A 19,301-nucleotide genomic window follows, 5' to 3' on the forward strand; every position below is an offset into this window, starting at 1 on the left:
TCCAGCGCGCATGTGCATCTACTGTAGCGCCGTCTACGACGGGGGCTGGGGCCAGCTCCTCGAGTACGACGACCTCTATCAGGAGGCGATGGGCGGCGAGTCGACGTCGACGCACGGCTTCCAGGAGTCCTGGGACGACCTGCGCGAGGAACTCGGCGTCTAGAGCGGGAACGGGTACGTCTCGGCGTCCTCGTCGTCCCCACACAGGAGCGCGTCGAGCTCCTCGCGCAGACGCGCTTCGTCGAGCTCCTGTCCGATGAAGACGAGGCGCGTCTCCCGGTCGTCGCCGTCCTCCCACGCGCCGATGGGGCCGGCTTGGACGGCCGCCCCCGCTTGGCTGACGCCGAGGACGTCCTCGGAGCCGGCGACGTGGCAGAACCCCTTCGCGCGGACGATGCCGGGGTCGGGGTCGTCGAGCCACGCGGCGAGTCGCGCCGGGTGGAACGGGCGCTCGCTCCGGTAGACGAACGAGGTGACGCCGTGGCGCTCGGCCGCGCTCTCGCCGTCGCCGTGCGCGTGCCCGTGCCCGCCGTCGTCCGCGTCGGCTGCGTGGCGCTTCCACCCCTGCGAGCGCGACACCGCCGCGAAGTCGAAGCGCCCCGTGTCGAGGATGCGTCCGGGGTCGATGTCGGCGTGCGTGGTGCGGACGACGTCGGCGCGCGGCTGGAGTTCGCGCACGACCGCCTCGACGTCGTCGAGGACGTCGTCGGGCACCATGTCGCACTTGTTGAGCAGGAGGACGTCGCAGAACTCGACGGACTCGACGAGCACCTCGCTGAGCGGCCGCTCGTCCGCGCTCGCGGCCTCGGCGTCCCCGGGGAGGGTCGCGCCGGCGTCGAACTCCTTCCAGAACCCGTAGCTGTCGAGGACCGTCGCCATCGTGTCGAGGCGGAAGAACTCGGTCGGGTCGACGTCGCTGTCCTCGGAGCCGTCGAGGAAGACGCGCGCGACGGGGACGGGTTCGCTGATGCCAGAGGACTCGACGAGGAGGTAGTCGAAGTCGCGCTCCTCGGCGAGTCGCTTCGCCTCCGTGAGCAGGTCGTCCTGGAGGCGACAGCAGATACAGCCGTTCGAGAGGTCGACGACGCCCGTCTCCTCGTTCCGGTCGGCGACGAGTTCGGCGTCGACGTTCACGTCGCCCATGTCGTTGACGATAACCGCCACCTCGTAGCCCCGCTGGTTCGCGAGGACGTGATTGACCAGCGTCGTCTTCCCCGCACCGAGGGTACCGCTCACGACCGTCACCGGGATGGGCTCCGTCATCACGCCCCGTGCTTCGCACGCCCGCGCTAAAAGGTTCGCCCGCCGACACTCCCAGCGAGGGTTCGACGATAGTCGAACTATCTGGGGCGAGAACATCCCGCCGTCGGCGGCGGATCTCGGGGGGTTCCGAGCGCGATCTCTATCGACCTATATCCCTCTATGTCCACTCAAACGGTTTTCTAGAGCTTCTGACACGCTTCTGCGTTCCTGACGACTGCGTCGAATGAGTGAGGCTGAGTGTTCGACTGCCTGTCGTAGAGACAGGTATATCTCGACGGATGTCTATAGTACGACTGATGGGTGAACGAAGACCAGCCGACGACGGCGACGGCGGTGACGGCCTCCCGCTCTCGCGTCGCGACCTCGTGAAACTCGCCGGCGCGTCCACGCTCGCACCGCTCGCCGGCTGTGCGTCCGTCCTCGGCGGCGAGGGCGGCGACACCGGTGGCATCGCGTACGGCTACGGCGGTACCCCCGTCGAACTGGCGCACGTCACCGGTGACGCGTCGGTCGCGGTGTCGCTCCCCGCGCCCGTCGCGCGCTGGACGCTCGACGAGGAGGGCGGCCGCACCGTTCGCGACGTCGCCGGCGGCCACCACGGGACGACCGAGGGCCGACCGCGACTCGGCCAGCCCGGCGTTCGCGGCGCGGGGAGCATGGACTGCCGGCGCCGCGACGGCCACTACGCACGAGTCCCCTCGGACCCCGCGCTCGTCCCGACCGACGAACTCTCGTTCGGCGGGTGGTTCCGCACGCGCTCCTCGGACGTCGAGCAGACGGTCGTCCAGAAGGCCACCGACCACATGTGGGGGTCGGGCTACGTCCTCGACGTGCAGACCGAGCGGAGCTTCCGCGCGCGCGTCGGCGTCGATTCCGGCCGTGCGTTCGTCAACCCGTGGGCCGACTTCGACCCCCACGACGGCGAGTGGCACCACCTCTTCGCGACGTGGGACGGCGACGCCCTCGTTTGCTACTACGACGGCGTCGAGGTGGGGCGCGACGAGAGTCAGTCCGGCGCGGTGCGTCCCGACGACAGCCCGCTCTACCTCGGGCGCGGCCACAACAAGTGGAACGACGTCTACGACATGGGCGGGTCCATCGACGACGTCCGGGTCTACGACGTCGCGCTCCCCGCCGCGTCCGTGAAAGCGCTCTACGACGGCACCTCGACGACGAGTCCCGAGACGCCGACGACGACCACGACGTCCGACCCCACCACGACCACGACGTCCGTGCCGACCACCACGACGACGGCGACCACGACGGCACCGACGACCACGTCGACTACGACGACGACCACAGCGACCACGACGACGAGTGGCTCCGGTGGCGGCGGGTCCGGCGGTTCGACCACGACGACGACGTCCGAGCCGACGACGACAACGACGACATCTGAACCGGCCACCACGACGACGTCCGAACCGACCACGACGACGACGACGTCCGAACCGACCACCACGACGAGTTCGTCGGAGGACGACTACGGCGAGCAGGGCTACGGGGCCTACGGCTACGGCGGCACCATCTAACCATGACCGAGAACCACAGCTACAACACGCCCGCCGAGGGCACGACCGACTGGCACGTCCCGCTGAACGCGAACTTCGAGGCGCTCGACGCCGACGTCGAGATCCGGGACGCGGACGCGAACCGGACGAACTACGCGCCCAAGGAGAACTCCAAGTTCCTCGCGACCGACACGGGTCGTGTCTACGTCGGGGACGGCGCGAGCTGGAACGCGCTCGGGTCGCTGACGAGCGACCTCGCGGGCGGCGTGACCGAGGCGCTCGTGAAGGGGAACCTCGTCGTGCTCGCGCGCCAGCTCGCCGCGCCACAGACCGTCGACCCCGCCGACACGGACACGCCCGTCCAGGACGCCGTCGACCTCCTCGACGCGAACGGCGGCGGCACCGTCCGCCTCCCGCCGAACCCCATCAGCGAAGCCGGGAGCATCACCGTCCCGAGCAACACCGAGATCCGGGGTTTCGGGCCCGATATCTCGAAGGTGAACATCACCCCCGCCGGCGTCGACGGTATCGTCTTCGACGAGGCGGGCGGCGTCGACCACGCGCACCTCGACGGCTTCGCGCTGAACGGCCCCGGCACCGGGACGGACTCCGGCGTCGCCATCCACCACGTGAACGGCGACACGCAGAACCTCCGTATCGGCCGCCTCATCCTCTGGGGGTGGACGAACTCCGTCTACCGCGTCGACGAGGGCGTCGGCCCCTTCCAGTGCCGCCACGAGGAGATCACGGTCTACGACTGCGACGCCGGCGACGAGGACGGCCTCTTCGAGTTCCGCTCGTGGTACGGGCCCGCGAACTGGTTCGGCACCATCGCCGCCTACCCCGTCGCGGGGTCGAGCGGGCAGAACACGACGGTGTTCTTCACGCGCGGCGGCACGCAGACCGTCGACTACCTCACGATGGGCGGGAGCGCCGGCACCGTCCTCCATCAGACGTGGGACGCGCAGGTGCGCTTCGAGAGCATCCACTGGGAGCCGACCTCGAACCCCACGACGCCGAGCGCGCTCGTGCGCCTCCTCGGCAACGGCACCGCAACTATCGGCGACGTGAAGCACATCACGGGCACCACCGACTACGTCTACGAACTCGGCTACGACGCCTACAACGGCAACGGCCCCGCGCGCAAGCGGCTCGGGCCGTACTACGGGCTCGGCGGGAGCCTCGCGACGAACGTCGTGAACCTCAGCGCGCCCAACGACGCCGGGAAGCCGTCGTTCTACGAGGGCGCCGCGAGCGACGTCGACGTCACGCACTCCTCGGCGAACACCGGGGGGTTGCGCGCGCTCGGCGAAGCCGGGACGCCGCTCGGGTGAGGCGGGCGCCCCCTCGAGACTGGTGCGGTTTCGCGCGGGGAGTCACACCCGCGCAGTGGCTGCATCGACGACGGAGGTGGCTCTGCGGACGGAACCGGTGGCGAACACGGAGCGGTCCCCGAACGGGGTCGACATCGTCTCGACGCCCACGATTCACGGCCTGACTCCAGCGGCCGCCTCCGATAATCGGAATCCCCGTGGTTTGATAGTGGGATTCGCGTAGTGTACCATCACACGTCGATACCTGATGTCTAACTTGTCAGACCGAGCGATGGCGGTCGTTGAGAGGAGCCGGCTCTCGGCTCTGGGACTTGGAGCCGCCGGTGTACGTCGAGCCGCGCTTTTCGCGGTTTACTTCTACGCGTCGACGTTCCTCGGGGCATTCGCGTGGAACGCGTACGACGTCCCGACGTACTTGGCCGAAGCGCGAGCGGTGTTCCTCGGACAGGAGCCGGGAGGCGTCTACCCACCACTGTTCTATGCGATGCTTTCGGCGCCGATTTCGTTCCTCTCTCGCGTGCTTCCTCACCTCGCCGACGCGACCCTGCTTGAGATGAGCCCGTTCTCGGCGGCGACTGTGACCGCCTACCTCGTCGGTGCGCTCGTCCTCTCGGCAGCACTCGGTGCCCGACTCTTCACCGAGGAATCGGCGCAGACACCCTGGATCGCGGCGATCCTGTTTAACCCGCTCGTGTGGTTCGTCGCAGTCGTCTACGGCCAGCCGGAGTCATTGCTCGCGATGGGCGTCATCGGACTGTTCTACGGGGTCGAAACCGGGAGGTATCGTGTCGCCGGGCTGTTCGTGTCGTTCGCAGCGGCGATCAAGATCTATCCGGTCTTACTGCTGGTCCCGCTCCTCGTCCGTGAGCGAGAGCACGCCGCGGAGATCATCGAGGGAACGGTCCCCGTATTCGCGTTTCTCGCGGGGACGGCGACCGCGTACGGGCTGTCGTCTATCTACTGGCTCTCCGGGACGCCGATGGCGACCGCGACGGCGAACATCCTCGGCTGGATAACCTACGTCTCCGGTGTCGGGTGGTTCAGCGGCATCGCGCCGACGGTCTTCGATGCCTCCCTCCTGCTCGTGGTCGTGCTCGCCCTCGTCGTGGACTGGGAGCACTGGGAAATCGCGTATCTCCTCCCGCTTCTCCCGGCGGCGTACACGTACCCCCTCTGGCTGGCGTATCGGCCGATTCCGCTGATCGTCGGCGCGACGTACGTCGGTCTCCGATACGAATCCCCGTCGGCACGAGCGCTCCGGTGGTACGCGGCCGGGCTGACGGTTCTCTGCAGCGCTATCATGGCGGGAAACGCCCTCCATGCGACGGCGGCTCCGGATGGGTCGCCGTGGTTCGCCGGGCCGCTCGCCGCCTTACTCGGAGTCCATATCTCCCAGGCGGTCGGCGAGGTCGCGTGGGCCGTGTTCCTCGTCGCGGTTCCGCTTCACGGCGTGCTCGGTGTCGCTACGTGGCTGACGCTCGGTCGGCGGTCTACGCTCTTCTGAGACGCCGATATTCCTCTCGGCTTCCGCTTCGAGCGTCGCCGTCGCGCGCGCCCGGCGGTCGCGTGGTTCTTTATATCCCGTCGCCGATGGTCGAGGCATGCAGACAGTCGTTCTCGCTGCTGGTCGCGGGACGCGGATGCGGCCGCTGACGGACCGCCAGCTGAAGCCGATGCTCCCGGTGGCGGGACGGCCGCTCGTCGCGCACACCGTTGAGGCGGCCGCGGCGGCGGGCGCGTCGCGCGTCGTCCTCGTCGTCCAGTCGGACGACGACTCGGTGCGCGAGCAGTTCGGCGAGACGCACGCGGGCCTCGACCTCGAGTACGCGACGCAGACCGAGCAGCGCGGGACGGCGGACGCGGTGCGCGCCGCGTCTCCGAAACTCGACGACGCGCCGTTCGTCGTGCTGAACGGCGACGCCCTCTACGATGAGGACTCGCTCTCGGCGCTCTACGAGAGCGCGCCCGCCGTCGGCGCCTATCGGGTACCTGACCCGACGCAGTATGGCGTCCTCATCACGGACGACGCCGGGGAGCGGGTGACGGGCGTCGTCGAGAAGCCCGCGGAGCCACCGAGCGACCTCGTGAACACGGGCGCGTACGCCCTGCCGGCCGAGGCGAAGGCGTGGCTCGACGTCGGGGAGTCCGAGCGCGGCGAACTCGAGTTCACGGACGTGCTCGCGCGGGCCTGCGAGGAGTACAGCGTCGCGCCCGTCGCGTTCGAGCGCTGGCTGGACGTCGGGCGGCCGTGGGAGCTCTTGGAGGCGAACGAGTGGAAGCTCGGCGAGCTCGAGGGGCGAATCGACGGCGACGTCCACGACGACGCCGACCTCTCGGGGCCGGTGGTGGTCGAGGCGGGCGCGACGGTTCGCTCCGGCGTCGTCGTCGAGGGGCCCGCCTACTTCGATGCGGGCGCGACGGTCGGGCCGAACGCCTACGTCCGGGGTGCGACCTACCTCGGGCCGGGCGGGAAGATCGGCCACGGCGTCGAGGTGAAGAACAGCGTCCTGATGGCGGACGCGCACGCCCCCCACCTCAACTACGTCGGGGACAGCGTCCTGGGTCGTCACACGAACCTCGGCGCGGGGACGAAGGTCGCGAACCTCCGCCACGACGACGGGCCGGTGAAGATGCTCGTGAAGGGCGAGGCGGTCTCGACGGGCCGCCGAAAGCTCGGCGTGATACTGGGCGACGGCGCGAAGACGGGCATCAACACGAGCCTGAACGCGGGCGTGAAGCTCCCGACGGACGGCGCGACGCGCCCCGGCGAGACGGTCACGTTCGACCCCGACAGCGAGCGGGGCCGCCGCGAGCGCGGGGACGAGTAGATGGCGGGCGACGGCCGGCGCGGCGACGGGACGCCAGCGACCCACCCGCGCGGGCGGACGGGCGAGTCGGGCGAGCGCGGCGCGAGCGCCGCCGTCCGCGCGCTCCGCTCGCGTCTCGGCGCCTCGCCGACGGTGGGAAATCTCGCGTGGCGCGTCGGCGAACTCCTCCACCACACGCGGACGGAGCGCCGGCCCGGGCGCGTGGACGCCGGCCGCCTCGACGGCCTCCACGGCGGCCCGGACGTCCCGACGTACCCGGTCGAGGAACCCGAGTCGGACCCGCTCTCGCCCGCGCCCGCGCCGGGCGTCGTCCAACCGGTGTTGACCGTCGAGGACGTGACGGACGTGACGGGCGCGCACTGCGTCGCCGACCCCTTCCTCTTCTGCGGGGACGGCGAGTGGCACTGCTTCTTCGAGGTGTACGCCCACTACCGGGAGCCGACGGCCGTCGTCGCGCACGCGACGAGCGAGGACGGCGCGGACTGGTCGTACGACCGGGTGGTGCTCGCGACGGACGACCACCTCTCCTACCCGTACGTCTTCCGGTGGCGCGGCGAGCAGTACATGGTGCCGGACGCGTGGTCGAAGGACCCCGCGAACCCCGCGCCCGTGACGCTCTACCGCGCCCGCGAGTTCCCCTACGGCTGGGAGCGCGTCGCCGAGATACTCGCGCCGCCCGCCGACCTCCACGACGCCACGCTCTTCCGCTGGGAGGGCCGGTGGTGGGCGCTCCTCGGGGACGGCCGCGACGTCCACGCCTATCACGCGACGACGCTCGACGGCGCGTGGACGGCACACGACGCGAACCCCGTCGTCTCCGGGCGGCCTGCGGGCGGGCGGCCGGGCGGGCGGCCGGTCGTTCGCGACGACCGCGTGCTCGCGTTCTACCAGGACGGCAACGACCACTACGGCGGCGCGGTGCGCGCCTACGAGATCACGGCGCTGACGCCCGACACCTACCGCGACCGGCCGGCGAGCGAGACGCCGGTGCTGTCCGCGAGCGACGAGACGCTCGGCTGGCGCTCCGGGTTCGCCCACCAGTTCGACCCGTGGTACGACGGCGAGGGGTGGTGGTGCGCGGTGGACGGGAACCCCGGGCTGGGCTGGCAGGCCACGGGCGACCATCACTGGGCCATCGGGATGTTCCGGGCTTAGGCGACGCCGTCGCCCGCGTCGCCGAGGACGCGCAGACGGCCCCGGTTCGCGACGCCGCCGTCGACGCGGACGTCCGCGAGCGGGCCGAAGTACCACGAGCGACTTTCCGCCGCCGCGCCGCCCGTGACGTGCACGACGGCGTCGGTGACGCGCCCGCGCACGGCGCCCGGCGCGAGCAGGAACTTGTTCGCGAAGCCGCTCCCGAGTTCGTAGACGTGGGGGACGCGGCCGGCGTCGACGACGACGTCGCCGACGCGGGTGGCTCCCTCTCCGGCGAGCGAGACGAGCGCGTCGGGCGTCGTGGGCTGGCGTTCGGGCTCCCAGTGGGCGCGCTCGAGGTGGAGGCGGCCGTCGCGCTGGGCGACGAGCGCGCCGGCGGTCCCGCCGACCGTGAGGTCGCCGAACGCGAGTTCGCCCCCGTCCTGCGCGAGTATGGTCGACGAGCGCCCGCTCGCGCTCGCCGTCGGATAGGCGACGACGGTGCCGAAGCGGTTCGCGGGCCCGTACGCGGAGCGCCAGTCGAGGAGGGCGCGCTCGGCGCCGGCGTCGCAGTCGTCCGCGCGGAGGAAGTCGTAGCGACACTGGAAGGGGCCGACGCCCTCCTCGACGCGGAGGACGCTGTTCGCCCACCGCCGGCAGTAGAGGCGGCCGACGTGGACGTCGGCGGGGTCGTCGGCGGGGTCGCCGGTTCCGCCGACGTAGTGGCAGGCGACGCCGGTGTCCCGCTTGACTCCGGGTCCCCTGAGTTCGAAGCCGTCGAGGACGACGCGCTGGACGGACGCCGGGCGGTCGAAGCGCACGCCGTCGGTTCCCGTCCCGGTGATTTCGACGACGGAGACGTTCATGCCGAAGCCGACGACGCCCGTGTTCGCGTGCGGGCGGATGGGGCCGGTCTCGGTGACGCGCGTCGGCGGGAGGTAGACGCGGCCGCCGCCGCGGGCGTCGACGGCGTCGAGCGCGTCCTGCACGGGCGTCTCGGTGGCTTCGGGGTCGAAGACCGCGCCGTCGAGCGCGTCCGCCATCGCGACGACGTAGCCGTCGCGGAGCGCGGCGAAGACCCCCTCGGTGAGCGGCGCGCCGTCAGGCACGACGCCACCCCCGTCGTCCCCGTCCCCGTCGTCGCCGCCGTCGAAGAGGGACGCGCACCCGGCGGTGGCGCTGAGGGCGGCGGCGAGCGACGCGCCGAGGACGGAGCGTCGCGGCGGGCCGCGGCGGTCTCGGGTCATGGCATCGAGTACACACTACTCTATCCGTGTCCCCGTATCGGCATAACCTTCGCCCTGCGGGGTGCCCCCGACGCGCCGCCGGAGGCTCTCGGCGGCGCCCGTGAGCTCCCAGCGCACCACCGTGGGCGGCTGGGAGGCGTCGACGCGCGGGATTCGGTGCGGGTCGGTCGCGGGCGCGACGTGCCCGTAGTCGGCCGTCGCGTAGTCGTGGCTCTCGCGGACGACGTCGACCACGCGGGGCGTGTAGTCGCCGTAGGGGTAGCAGAAGCGCTCGACGTCGCAGTCGAAGCGCGCTTCGAGCGCGTCCTTCGCGCCGACGACCTCCTCGCGGAGGGCGGCCTCGTCGAGCGCGCTCAACCGCGCGTGGGTGCGCGTGTGATTGCCGACCGTGACGAGGTCGTCGGCGACGAGGTCCCGGACCTGCGCCTCGGTGAGGTAGGGGACGCCGCGCTCCGTCGCTCCGCCGACGCGGTCGGCGATGACGTAGACGGTGGCGGGCGCGTCGAACTCGCAGAGGACGGGGAGCGCGTGACGGTGGACGCTCCGATAGGCGTCGTCGAACGTGATGGCGACGCGCGGGCCGCCGCCGGCCTCGAGCACCCTCGGGAGGTCGACGAACTCGTAGCGGCCGTCGAGCCACGCGAGCAGCTCGCGGAACGCCTCGACGGTGACGACGCGGCCGTCGGTGTTCCCGGCGCTCCCGCCGACGGAGTGGTACATCAACACCACGTTCCGCGAAGTCGGCGCCGCGACGCCGAGGCGGGCGTCCACCTCCGCAATCGTCCGCCAGACGACCTCCTTCCCCACCGAGACGGCCTCCGGAATGTCCATGCGCCACACTCGTTTCCGCGCGAGTAAACGTCTACCCCCGTGCGCCCTCGCGCGCTCGGCGAGGTCCCCGGAAGCGTTATCCGCCGCGTCGGCGATTGCGTGGATATGTCCGAGGCCGACGCGGACGCCGCCGATTACCGTGCGCTCGCGGTCGCCGTCGAGCACCCGAGCCACGTCTTCCAAGTCCGCACGCCGTTCAACCACCGCTCGCTGGACGCGCTCTGCGAGGCGGGCGTCGGCCTCGACGTCGTCTCCCCCTCCCCCATCGCGCCCCCGGTCGGTCCCTACTCGGAGTACAGACACGTCCCGCGAACCGAGCGCTGGGGTCGGTACAGGGTGCACTATCCGCGCTTCCTCTACGCGCTCCCGAAGTCGCGTTTCTACCACGTCTCCGGGAACTCGATGCGCCGTCGGCTCTCGAGTTTCGTCCCGGAGACGTTCGAGACGCCGCACGACGTCGTCCACACCTGCGGCGTCTACCTCGACGGCTACGGCGCGCTCGACTACTGCCGCGAGAACGACGTCCCGCTCGTCGCGATGACGCACGCGGGCGACCTGCGGAACTACGACGAGTTCACCGACGACGTGCAGGCGCGGATCCGCGAGACCATCGACTACGCGAGCCGGGTGCTCACCGTCTCGGACGAGCTCGCGGCGGTCGCGCGGCGCTTCGCGCCCGCCTCGAAGGTGGAGACGGTGCCCATCGGCGAGGACCCGTCGAAGTTCCCGACCGACCGGCGCGAGGCCATCCGGCGCGAACTCGGCCTCGACCCCGAGACGAAGGTCCTCCTCTACGTCGGGCGCTTCGAGGCCGCGAAGGGCGTGCGCGAACTCGTCGCGGCGCTGAACCAACTCGAGCGCGAGGACGTCTACCTCGCGGCCATCGGGCACGACGGCGACCTGCGGTGGTGGTTCGTGAACGAACTCGGCGAGATGCGCCACGGGACGCACGCCTTCTGGCGGATGGACCCCGTGGCGGTGCGGCGCTGGCACGTCGCCGCCGACCTCCTCGTCCACCCGAGTCACACCGAGGCGCGCCCGACGGTGATGTACGAGGCGATGGCGGCGGAGACGCCCATCCTCGGGACGGCCGTCGGCGGCGTCCCGGAGATGGTCGCGGACGGCGAGACCGGCCTCCTCGTCCCGCCGCGCGACGCGGACGCGCTCGCGGACGCCATCGACGCTCTCCTCGACTCGCCCGACGGCCTGCGCGCGATGGGCGAGCGCGGCCACCGCCGCCTCCTCGCCAACGACTGGACGTGGGCGCGCCACGCCGAGCGCGTCCGCGAGATTCACCGGGACGTGATGGCCGAATGAGCGAGACCGACGATACACGCGACGCGGACGCCCCGCGCGTGAGCGTCGTGATCCCCGCGTACCGGCGGGCGGACGTCCTCCCGCGCGCGGTCGACAGCGCCCTCGCGCAGACGATGGCGGACCTCGAAGTCGTCGTCGTCGACGACGGCTCGCCCGACGACACGGCCGCCGTCGTCCGGGCCTACGACGACCCGCGCGTCCGCTACGTCGCCCACGAGACGAACCGCGGCGTGAGCGCCGCGCGCAACACCGGCATCGAGGCGGCTCGCGGCGACTACGTGGCCTTCCTCGACTCGGACGACGAGTGGCTCCCCCGGAAGCTCGAGCGCCAACTCGCCGCCCTCGAGACGAAGGGGGAGGGCTGGGTGGGCGCGTACTGCGACTACGCGAGCGCCGACCTCCCGGCGGGCGCGCGAATCGCCGCCGCCGTCTCCGAGCGCGTCTTCCGCGCGAACGCGATTCGGGAGGGCGGGCGCGAACTCGCGGAGGCCCTGCTCTCGATGCGGGTGTTCATGGGTCCGGGGTCGACCCTGCTCGTCGAGCGCGAGTTGCTCGCCGACGTGCGCTTCGACGAGGGTCTCAGCATCTACGAGGACTGGGACCTCGTCCTCCGCGTGCTCGCGCGCGGCAAGCTCGCGCACGTCCCCGAGCAACTCGCGCTCGTCCACTACTCGGGGGACGCGCCCGCCGACGCCTACGCGCGCAACGACCGGCGCTACCTCGAGCGCAACGCCGACCTCGTCGCCGCCCTCCGCGAGCGCGGCGTCGACGTCGAGCGGATACACAGAATGGGCCTCGTCGGCCACTACCTCCACGAGGGGCGCTTCCGCGCGGCCGCGCGCCACCTCGACGCGCGCGCGCTCGCCGACCCGGGGAACCTCGCGCGCCTCGCGTGGTGGACGCTCGGCGGGATTCGCGTGGCGCTCCGCGCGTAGGCCGGGGCGGCGCTCGTCGGCGTTCGGGTGCGAGCGACTAAGTGGCGTCCCGCCCTCCCCTCACGCGAACGCCCGTGCCCGACCACCCGCCCGTCTCGGTCGTCGTCCCGTACAGCGAGGAGTACACGCCGGCGTGGATGTTCGAGGAGGCGACGGCGTCCGTCGACTCCCAGTCCGTCGAGACGGAGCTCGTCGTCGTCGGGGGCGAGGACGGGCCGGCGGCCGCGCGCAACGAGGGCCTCGAGCGCGCCACACACCGCCACGTCGCCTTCCTCGACGCGGACGACACGTGGCACGCGGAGAAACTCGGGCGCCAACTCGACGCGATGGCGGACGCGGGCGTCGGTCTCTGCGTCGAGGGCGACCCGCGGACGATGGACGACTTCGTCCACGACGTCTTCGTCGGCGACCTCACCACGCTCATGTCCTCCGTGCTCGTCGACACCGCGCGCGTCACGGCGACGTTCGACCGCGACCTCTCGCGCGGCGAGGACCTCCTCTACGTCCTCGAGGCCGCGACGGAGGCCGGCGTCTGCCTCCGACCGGACCTCACGACGCACCGCGACCACGCGGGGAGCGTCACGGGCCGGGGCATCGACGCCGAGGCGTACCTCACGCAGTCAAAGCGCTTCGGCTACCGCGTGAGCGAGCGCGTCCCCGACGCCCAGCCCTACCTCCCCACCTACTACACGCAGGTGTACGCGGACGTCGGGCGGGCGTACGCGGCCGCCGGCGAGTCGGCGCGCGCCCGCGAGTACTTCCTGCGCGCGCTCCGCATCACGCCCCACCCCTACGCCCTCCTCGGCTTCCTGCGGACGTACCTCCCGCTCTGAGCGGCGCGGTTCCGGTCCTCGCGCGTCCCCGAGCTAGCCGCCCGGCCCGCCCGTCACGGGGACGGTGCCGTTCCCGAACAGCCGATAGTCCCCTCGCCCTCGGAGGACGCTCGTGCCGGCGGCGCTGAACACCCGGTCGTGGGTCGCGACGCTCGCGCGATAGCGCGCGTCGGAGACGGTGTACCACTGGAGTTTCGCGGAGACGGCGACGTCGCTCTCCGCCGTCGGGACGAAGGAGTCCGTCCACGCCTCGCGCGTGACGACGTAACCGGGGGGTGCGGTGACGCCGCGCGCGCTCGCGTTCACGCCCGCGACCCCGCCGCCGTAGCCGGGGACGGACGCGAACGCGCGGCGCGTGACGACGTCCGAACTCGCGGTGGCGTTCGGTGGTGCGTAGCGTGCGAGGAAGCGCGCGGCGTCGCCGACGGCGGCGTACTCGGCGTCGCTCATCGCCACTTGGACGCTCCGCTGCTCGACGTAGACGCCGGCGTCGTGGCCGAGGTCGTCGGCGGTCGCGCGCGTGAACGCCCCGCTCGCGCCGAAGGCGGCGACGACGACGAGTGCGACGGCGAGGACGACGGGGGCGTGGCGGCGCGGCGCGCGGAGGAGGCGCGCGATGCCGAGGCCGAACGGGAGGACGGCGAGGAGGACGACGACGAACTGGAGGCGCTCGCCCTGCGGGAGGCTGACCGGGAGCGGGAGGAGGAGCACCGCGAGGCCGGTGGCGCCGACGAGGACGGTCGCGGCGCGCGCGTAGGACTCCGCGCGGTCGAGGAACTCGTAGGCGCCGAGGAGGAGGACGCCGCAGCCGAGCGTGTAGTAGACTCCGACGGGCGTCGCGAGCCAGCCGACCGCGCGCGCCACGGAGTCCTCGGGGAGCGCCACGCCGTAGGTGAAGACGACGGAGACGGCGGCGGTGACGGTGTCCGTGAATATCTGGGCGGTGAGGCCGACGATGGCGTAGAGGATGAGGCTCGGCGAGTAGACGAGGTAGGCGAGGACGCCGAGGACGCCGAGGTAGACCGGGAAGCGGTATCGGAGGCGACGCCACGCGCCGCGCTCGCTCGCGAGGGCGTCCCAGCCGACGAGTCGGGGGAGGCGTGCGCGGAGGGCGGCGACGACGGCGAGGCCGAGGAGGACGCCGCCGAGGAGGACGTACGTGAGGTGGTGGGTGAGGACGAGCGTCGCGACGAGGACGACGGCGTACGTGGCGTGCTCGCGGACGCGACTCGTGTGTCGACTCGCCCGGAGCGCGAGGACGGCGTAGAAGCCGACGAGGAGGAGGCCGAGCGTGAACGACTGCGGGAAGAAGTAGACCGCGTAGTAGGCGGGGAGGTCGAGGACGGTGAACGCGGCGGCGACGCAGAGCGCGGTCCGCGAGTCGCCGAGGAGGCGGACGCCGACGAGGTAGACGACGGGCACGAGCGCGGTGTAGGCGACGATTCCCGTGAGGACGATGGCGTCGTAGAAACCGAGGCCGGAGAAGAGCGCGACCGTCCCCGTGTAGACGTGGAAGACGGGGAAGAGGTCGTAGCCGTAGGGGATGGCCGAGCTCGCGCCGGTCGCGAGGAGGCGGCGGAGCGCGTCGACGTGCGCGAACGTGTCGGTGCCGCCGAAGTAGAACCCCGTGGTTCGGTATTTCGCGTAGGCGGGGACGAAGAAGCACGTCGCGAGCGCGAGGAGCACCGACGCCGGTTCGGGGTCGCCGGCGAGCTGGTCGGCGACGAGGGCGTACGCGACGAGGAGGAAGGCGGCGACCGGGAGGACGCGCGCGTCGAGTTCGACGACGGCGAACGCGCAGGCGGCGCCGAGCGCGACGACGAGCTTCGAGGCGACCGAGGCGGGGAGGAGCGCGTCCCGGCCGGAGTGGCGCCGTCGGGTCGCGGCGTACGCCACGCACGCGAGGAGCGCGCCGCCGAGCGCGTACCCCGAGCGGATCGCCGTCGGGAGCGCGAACACCTCGAGGGCGGCGAGCGCGCCGAGGAGGCCGGCGACGGCGACGACGGCGACGACGGCGAGGACGAGGAGGGCGCGGCGCCGCGAGAGCATGCCCGAGACGTCCCACGGGGGCGGCAAAACCCTGCCGGTGACGGCGCTACGTCGCGACGGGGAGGCGGACCGTGAACGCCGCGCCGCCGAGGTCGGCGTCGCCGACGTCGAGTTCGCCGCCGTAGGACGCGACGACGCGCTCGCAGATGTTGAGGCCGACGCCCGTCCCACCGCTCTCCTCGCCCTTCTCGCCGAGCTCGAAGATCTCGTCCCGGCGCTCCGGGGGGACGCCCGAGCCGTTGTCGGCGACGGTGACGACGACGTCGTCGCCCTCCCGCTCCGCCGACACGCGGACGTGCGGGGCGTCCGCGTCGTTGTGCTCGACGGCGTTCGCGAGCAGGTTCTCGAAGACGTCGCCGAGCAGTTCGTCCGCGCGCACAGTCAGCGACGGGAGCGGCGTCTCCACCTCGAAAGCCGCGCTCGGGTGCGCGTCGCGCGCCTGGTCGACCTCGCCCTTCACGGTCTCCGCGAGCGGGACGGGCGCGAGGTCGTGGTCGTCGCCCTCGACGGCCTGCATCAGCGAGCGCATCGTCTGAATGCGTTCGTCCATGTCGTCGGCGCGCTCGCCTATCGTCTCGAGGTAGCGCTCGCCGCCCGAGTCGACGAACTCCTCGAGGAGCGTCGCGCGCGCCGAGATGACGTTCACGTCGTTGAGGAGGTCGTGGCGGAACGTCCGATTGAGGAGTTCGAGGCGCTCGCGCTGGTCGCGCAGGCGGTCCTCGCGGGCGAGCCGGCGCCGCGTCTCCCGCAGGTGCGTCCCGAGGAGTTCGGCGGCCGTCACCTGCGACTCGCGGAACGAGCCGTGGTCGAGCGCGGCCTGCAGGACGGCGTCGTCCCCGATGGGGACGGTGAGTGTGCGCCGGCCGTCCTCGGTCGTCCGCGTGAGCGCGCCGCCGTCGGTCGGGACCGCGCCCGGTTGGACGCGCTCGATGCCGTCGCGGTCCACGACCGCCGTCGCCCCGCGACTCGCCACCACCTCGCCGTCGACGACGATACACGCCGCGTCGAAGTCGACCGTCGCGCGCAGCGCGTTCAGCGTCCGGTCGAACGCGTCGCGCTCGTCGTCGGCGGACGCGAGGTCGGAGGCGACTCGGTGGAGGTGTTCGAGGCGCTCGCGGGCCTCCTGCTCGCGGGCGAGCGCCTTCTGCTCGGTGATGTCGGCGACGCGGACGTGCGCGCGCCGCGACCGGCCGTCCTCCTCGTGGATCGGCGTGACGCTGACGAGGTAGTCGTGCTCGCCGTCGCGGCCGCCCCACTCGTACTCGACCGTCTCGTCGCTCACCGCACGGACGGCGGTGCCGCCGTCCGGAATCGGGCGCGGCGCGGCGTCGAGTATCGGCGCGGCGTCGTCGCCGAAGCGCGCGCGGAACGCCTCGTTGGCCGTCTCGACGGTGCCGTCGCTCAAGCGGACCGTCGCGATGGGGTCGTCCGAGTTCTCGAAGAGCGCGGCGAGCCGGTCGCGCTCCCGTTCGAGCGTGTCGCGGGTGCGCTTGCTCCGGGCGTTGTAGATGCCGACGGCGAGCGCGACGTCCGCGCTCAGGACGATGCTGTCCATCGCGATGATGTACGGCTTGATGTCGTTCTGGAGGACGACCTGCACGTAGAGTATCCACCCCATGACGAGGGCGTGACCGACGACGACGACGAGCACCCAGATGGCGGCGCTCGAGACGTACTCGTCCTCCCAGTCCTGCCGGTAGAGCCAGAGGCTCCCGGCGAGAAGCGTCCCCGCGAGCACGACGCCGATCCCGTTCTCGATCAGCGTCGTCCACAGCGGCTTGAACGGCGGGCGGAGCCAGTCGTCGAGGATGTCGAAGACCGGCGGCCCGAGAAGCACCAGTCCGAGGCACGCAACGACGAGTACCGCGACGCGCCGTCGCAGGGAAGACGTCACTACCGAATCATTCGTGTCGGCGGCGAAAAGCCTGATGGGCAAACGCATAGGTGCCCGCGCCCCCTCGGTGGCCGCATGGAACGCCGTGAGTACTTCGGGACGAGCGGGATCCGCGAGCGCGTCGGCGACGGCCTCACGGCCGACCTCGCGTTGAACGTCGGGCGCGCGCTCGCCGCCGACGCCGAGACGGTGGTGGTGGGGCGCGACCCGCGACCGAGCGGGACCTTCCTGCTGGACGCGCTCGCCGCCGGCCTCGCCGAGTGCGGCTGTGATGTCGTCGACCTCGGGCCGGCCTCGACGCCGACGGTCGCGCGGAGCGTCGCGTGGGAGGGCGCGGACGCGGGCGTCGCCGTCACCGCCTCGCACAATCCCCCGGAGTACAACGGCCTGAAGCTCTGGCAGCCCTCCGGGCAGGCGTTCGACTCGCCGATGCAGGACGCGCTCACGGACCGCCTCGTCGCCGAGGCGTTCGAGTACGCCGACTGGGACGCCACGGGCGCGCGCCGCGACCGCCCCGGTGCGCGCGAGCGCCACGTCGACGCCATCGTCGACGCGGTCGACGTCGACCCCGACGACGCGCCCACGGTCGTCGTCGACCTCGGGAACGGCGCGGGCGCGGCGTCCGTCGACGCGCTCATCGAACTCGGCTGTGCGGTGGAGACGCTGAACGCGAACCCCGACGGGCGCTTCCCGGGCCGACCGAGCGAGCCGACGGCGGCGAACTGCGAGTCGCTCTGCGACCTCGTCGCGGCCTCGGACGCCGACCTCGGCATTGCGCACGACGGCGACGCCGACCGCATGATGGCGGTCACGGGCGACGGCGCGTTCGTCGCCGGGGACGCGCTCCTCGCGGTGTTCGCGCGGTCGTTCGCGGGCGACGGCGACCGCGTCGCCGCGCCCGTCGACACCAGCCTCCTCGTCGACGACGCGCTCGCAGAGGTGGGCGCGGAGCTCGTGCACACCCGCGTCGGCGACGTCTACGTCGCCGAGCGCGCCGTCGCGGACGACGTCGTCTTCGGCGGCGAACCCAGCGGGGCGTGGATATTCCCGGAGGAGACGCTCTGCCCGGACGGCCCGCTCGCCGCCGCGAAGCTCGTCGAACTCGTCGCGAACGGCCCCGGCCTCGACGACCGGCTCGCCGCGCTCGAATCGTACCCGATCCGCCGCGACACCCGCGCGGTCGCCGACAAGACCGCCGTGATGGAGCGCGTACGCCGGGCGGTCTCGGAGACGTACGACGACGTCGACGCCCTCGACGGCGTCCGCGTCGACCTCGGCGACGCGTGGTTCCTCCTCCGGCCGAGCGGCACGGAGCCCATGGTCCGCGTCACCGCCGAAGCGCGGAGCGACGAGCGCGCCGACGCGGTGTTCGCGGAGGCGAACGCGATGCTCGACGACGCGGCCTGATCAGGGCGCCCGCACGCCGCTCGCGCCCGCGTTCGACGCGTCCTCGTCCGGCATCGCGTCCGCGAACCAGCCGTAGAGGACGGCGTCCGAGGCGGCGGTGACGGGGCCGGAGACGAACGTTCCGAGCGCGGCGCCGAGCGGGAGGGCGTTCTGGAGCGCGACGAGACCGGCGCGCGTGCCGAGGTCGGGGACGTCGCCGAGCAGGAGGAGGATGGCGGCGCTCGCGGCGACCGCGTTGAGGAGGGTGGTGGCGAGCCAGACGCCGAGGACCGTCCAGCCCTCTCCCGCCGTCAACTCGAGGCTCCGGCCGAGCGCTTCGAGCGGCCCGCAGTCCTCGAGGACGACGGCGGCGACGACGAGGCGGAGCCGCACGGCGAGGTAGACGCCGGGGAGGACGAGGAAGACGAAGCCGATGATGATGGCGACCCCGGCGACGATGGCGGCGATGACCGCGAGCAGGAGCCGGACGCCGAGTGAGTTCTGGACGTCGGTGTCGAGGCCGAGCGCGCCCGCAGCGACGACGATTGCGGCACCGAGGACGGCCGCCGAGACGAGGTTGGCGACGGTGTTCGAGACGGCGGTGACGAGCGCGAGGCCGGCGTAGGCGACGACGATACCGGGCGCGGACGGGAGCAACGAGAGCGCGGCGCGGAGAGCACGGCGCGCGCTCGGGGTCGCGTCGTGGAGGGACTGCGTGGTCGGGGACACGTCGGCGGCTATC

At 72.2% G+C, this 19,301-nt stretch carries 16 protein-coding genes; 10 read left to right on the forward strand and 6 right to left on the reverse strand.

The window, feature by feature from the left end:
• Positions 1-10: 10 nt before the first annotated feature.
• Positions 11-163, forward strand: coding sequence for a hypothetical protein (locus EFA46_RS11285; RefSeq protein ID WP_176969881.1), 153 nt, complete (start codon positions 11-13; stop codon positions 161-163).
• Here EFA46_RS11285 and EFA46_RS11290 read toward each other — a convergent pair.
• Positions 160-1,263, reverse strand: coding sequence for a GTP-binding protein (locus EFA46_RS11290; RefSeq protein WP_123077504.1), 1,104 nt, complete (start codon positions 1,261-1,263; stop codon positions 160-162). The two genes, EFA46_RS11285 and EFA46_RS11290, sit on opposite strands and share 4 nt — an antisense overlap.
• Positions 1,264-1,559: 296 nt before the next feature.
• Here EFA46_RS11290 and EFA46_RS11295 point away from each other — a divergent pair, with 296 nt between their 5' ends.
• The 5 genes from EFA46_RS11295 (at position 1,560) to EFA46_RS11315 (ending at position 8,088) form a co-directional block, all read left to right on the forward strand.
• Positions 1,560-2,792 carry a LamG domain-containing protein gene (locus tag EFA46_RS11295; protein WP_123077506.1) on the forward strand — a complete coding sequence of 411 codons (1,233 nt, stop codon included), beginning with the start codon at positions 1,560-1,562 and terminating at the stop codon, positions 2,790-2,792.
• Between the two features lie 2 nt (positions 2,793-2,794).
• A complete protein-coding gene (locus EFA46_RS11300) occupies positions 2,795-4,105 on the forward strand; it encodes a hypothetical protein (protein WP_123077508.1) in 1,311 nt (436 codons plus the stop codon).
• A gap of 271 nt (positions 4,106-4,376) precedes the next feature.
• Positions 4,377-5,609 (forward strand): glycosyltransferase 87 family protein, encoded by a 1,233-nt coding sequence (locus EFA46_RS11305; RefSeq protein WP_158604270.1) that lies wholly within the window; start codon positions 4,377-4,379, stop codon positions 5,607-5,609.
• Positions 5,610-5,706: 97 nt separating this feature from the next.
• Positions 5,707-6,933, forward strand: coding sequence for a bifunctional sugar-1-phosphate nucleotidylyltransferase/acetyltransferase (gene glmU, locus EFA46_RS11310; RefSeq protein ID WP_123077512.1), 1,227 nt, complete (start codon positions 5,707-5,709; stop codon positions 6,931-6,933).
• Positions 6,934-8,088: a hypothetical protein gene (locus EFA46_RS11315; protein WP_123077514.1), complete on the forward strand. Its 1,155-nt coding sequence runs from the start codon at positions 6,934-6,936 to the stop codon at positions 8,086-8,088.
• On the opposite strand, the gene EFA46_RS11320 is transcribed toward EFA46_RS11315, so the two are convergent.
• Entirely contained in the window at positions 8,085-9,314 is a 1,230-nt protein-coding gene (locus EFA46_RS11320; protein ID WP_176969882.1) for a hypothetical protein, read from the reverse strand. The two genes, EFA46_RS11315 and EFA46_RS11320, sit on opposite strands and share 4 nt — an antisense overlap.
• A gap of 15 nt (positions 9,315-9,329) precedes the next feature.
• Positions 9,330-10,145 carry a polysaccharide deacetylase family protein gene (locus EFA46_RS11325; RefSeq protein WP_123077516.1) on the reverse strand — a complete coding sequence of 272 codons (816 nt, stop codon included), beginning with the start codon at positions 10,143-10,145 and terminating at the stop codon, positions 9,330-9,332.
• Positions 10,146-10,250: 105 nt separating this feature from the next.
• On the opposite strand from EFA46_RS11325, the gene EFA46_RS11330 reads away from it, so the two are divergent.
• From EFA46_RS11330 to EFA46_RS11340, 3 genes are all read left to right on the forward strand, one after another.
• On the forward strand, positions 10,251-11,462 hold the full coding sequence (locus EFA46_RS11330) for a glycosyltransferase (RefSeq protein WP_123077518.1): 1,212 nt from the start codon (positions 10,251-10,253) through the stop codon (positions 11,460-11,462).
• Positions 11,459-12,397, forward strand: a complete 939-nt coding sequence (locus EFA46_RS11335; RefSeq protein WP_123077520.1) for a glycosyltransferase family 2 protein — start codon at positions 11,459-11,461, stop codon at positions 12,395-12,397. Before EFA46_RS11330 ends, EFA46_RS11335 begins: the two co-directional genes overlap by 4 nt.
• Positions 12,398-12,471: 74 nt before the next feature.
• Positions 12,472-13,230 carry a glycosyltransferase family 2 protein gene (locus EFA46_RS11340; protein ID WP_255494118.1) on the forward strand — a complete coding sequence of 253 codons (759 nt, stop codon included), beginning with the start codon at positions 12,472-12,474 and terminating at the stop codon, positions 13,228-13,230.
• Between the two features lie 33 nt (positions 13,231-13,263).
• Here EFA46_RS11340 and EFA46_RS11345 read toward each other — a convergent pair whose 3' ends face one another.
• A complete protein-coding gene (locus EFA46_RS11345; RefSeq protein ID WP_123077522.1) occupies positions 13,264-15,279 on the reverse strand; it encodes a hypothetical protein in 2,016 nt (671 codons plus the stop codon).
• 46 nt (positions 15,280-15,325) lie between these two features.
• Positions 15,326-17,173 (reverse strand): HAMP domain-containing sensor histidine kinase, encoded by a 1,848-nt coding sequence (locus tag EFA46_RS11350; RefSeq protein ID WP_158604271.1) that lies wholly within the window; start codon positions 17,171-17,173, stop codon positions 15,326-15,328.
• A gap of 75 nt (positions 17,174-17,248) precedes the next feature.
• Here EFA46_RS11350 and glmM point away from each other — a divergent pair, with 75 nt between their 5' ends.
• A complete protein-coding gene (glmM, locus tag EFA46_RS11355) occupies positions 17,249-18,580 on the forward strand; it encodes a phosphoglucosamine mutase (protein ID WP_123077526.1) in 1,332 nt (443 codons plus the stop codon).
• On the opposite strand, the gene EFA46_RS11360 is transcribed toward glmM, so the two are convergent.
• Positions 18,581-19,288, reverse strand: coding sequence for a hypothetical protein (locus tag EFA46_RS11360; protein ID WP_123077528.1), 708 nt, complete (start codon positions 19,286-19,288; stop codon positions 18,581-18,583).
• Positions 19,289-19,301 lie beyond the last annotated feature (13 nt).

This window comes from Halarchaeum sp. CBA1220, from assembly GCF_003721175.2.
In the GTDB taxonomy this organism is placed as follows: Archaea; Halobacteriota; Halobacteria; order Halobacteriales; family Halobacteriaceae; genus Halarchaeum; species Halarchaeum grantii.

What these genes read in the sequence shown, in the direction of transcription:
- EFA46_RS11285 (WP_176969881.1), top strand. Translation starts at nt 11, where the DNA reads ATGTGCATCTACTGTAGCGCCGTCTACGACGGGGGCTGGGGCCAGCTC.
- EFA46_RS11290 (WP_123077504.1), bottom strand. Translation starts at nt 1,263, where the DNA reads ATGACGGAGCCCATCCCGGTGACGGTCGTGAGCGGTACCCTCGGTGCG.
- EFA46_RS11295 (WP_123077506.1), top strand. Translation starts at nt 1,560, where the DNA reads ATGGGTGAACGAAGACCAGCCGACGACGGCGACGGCGGTGACGGCCTC.
- EFA46_RS11300 (WP_123077508.1), top strand. Translation starts at nt 2,795, where the DNA reads ATGACCGAGAACCACAGCTACAACACGCCCGCCGAGGGCACGACCGAC.
- EFA46_RS11305 (WP_158604270.1), top strand. Translation starts at nt 4,377, where the DNA reads ATGGCGGTCGTTGAGAGGAGCCGGCTCTCGGCTCTGGGACTTGGAGCC.
- glmU (WP_123077512.1), top strand. Translation starts at nt 5,707, where the DNA reads ATGCAGACAGTCGTTCTCGCTGCTGGTCGCGGGACGCGGATGCGGCCG.
- EFA46_RS11315 (WP_123077514.1), top strand. Translation starts at nt 6,934, where the DNA reads ATGGCGGGCGACGGCCGGCGCGGCGACGGGACGCCAGCGACCCACCCG.
- EFA46_RS11320 (WP_176969882.1), bottom strand. Translation starts at nt 9,314, where the DNA reads ATGACCCGAGACCGCCGCGGCCCGCCGCGACGCTCCGTCCTCGGCGCG.
- EFA46_RS11325 (WP_123077516.1), bottom strand. Translation starts at nt 10,145, where the DNA reads ATGGACATTCCGGAGGCCGTCTCGGTGGGGAAGGAGGTCGTCTGGCGG.
- EFA46_RS11330 (WP_123077518.1), top strand. Translation starts at nt 10,251, where the DNA reads ATGTCCGAGGCCGACGCGGACGCCGCCGATTACCGTGCGCTCGCGGTC.
- EFA46_RS11335 (WP_123077520.1), top strand. Translation starts at nt 11,459, where the DNA reads ATGAGCGAGACCGACGATACACGCGACGCGGACGCCCCGCGCGTGAGC.
- EFA46_RS11345 (WP_123077522.1), bottom strand. Translation starts at nt 15,279, where the DNA reads ATGCTCTCGCGGCGCCGCGCCCTCCTCGTCCTCGCCGTCGTCGCCGTC.
- glmM (WP_123077526.1), top strand. Translation starts at nt 17,249, where the DNA reads ATGGAACGCCGTGAGTACTTCGGGACGAGCGGGATCCGCGAGCGCGTC.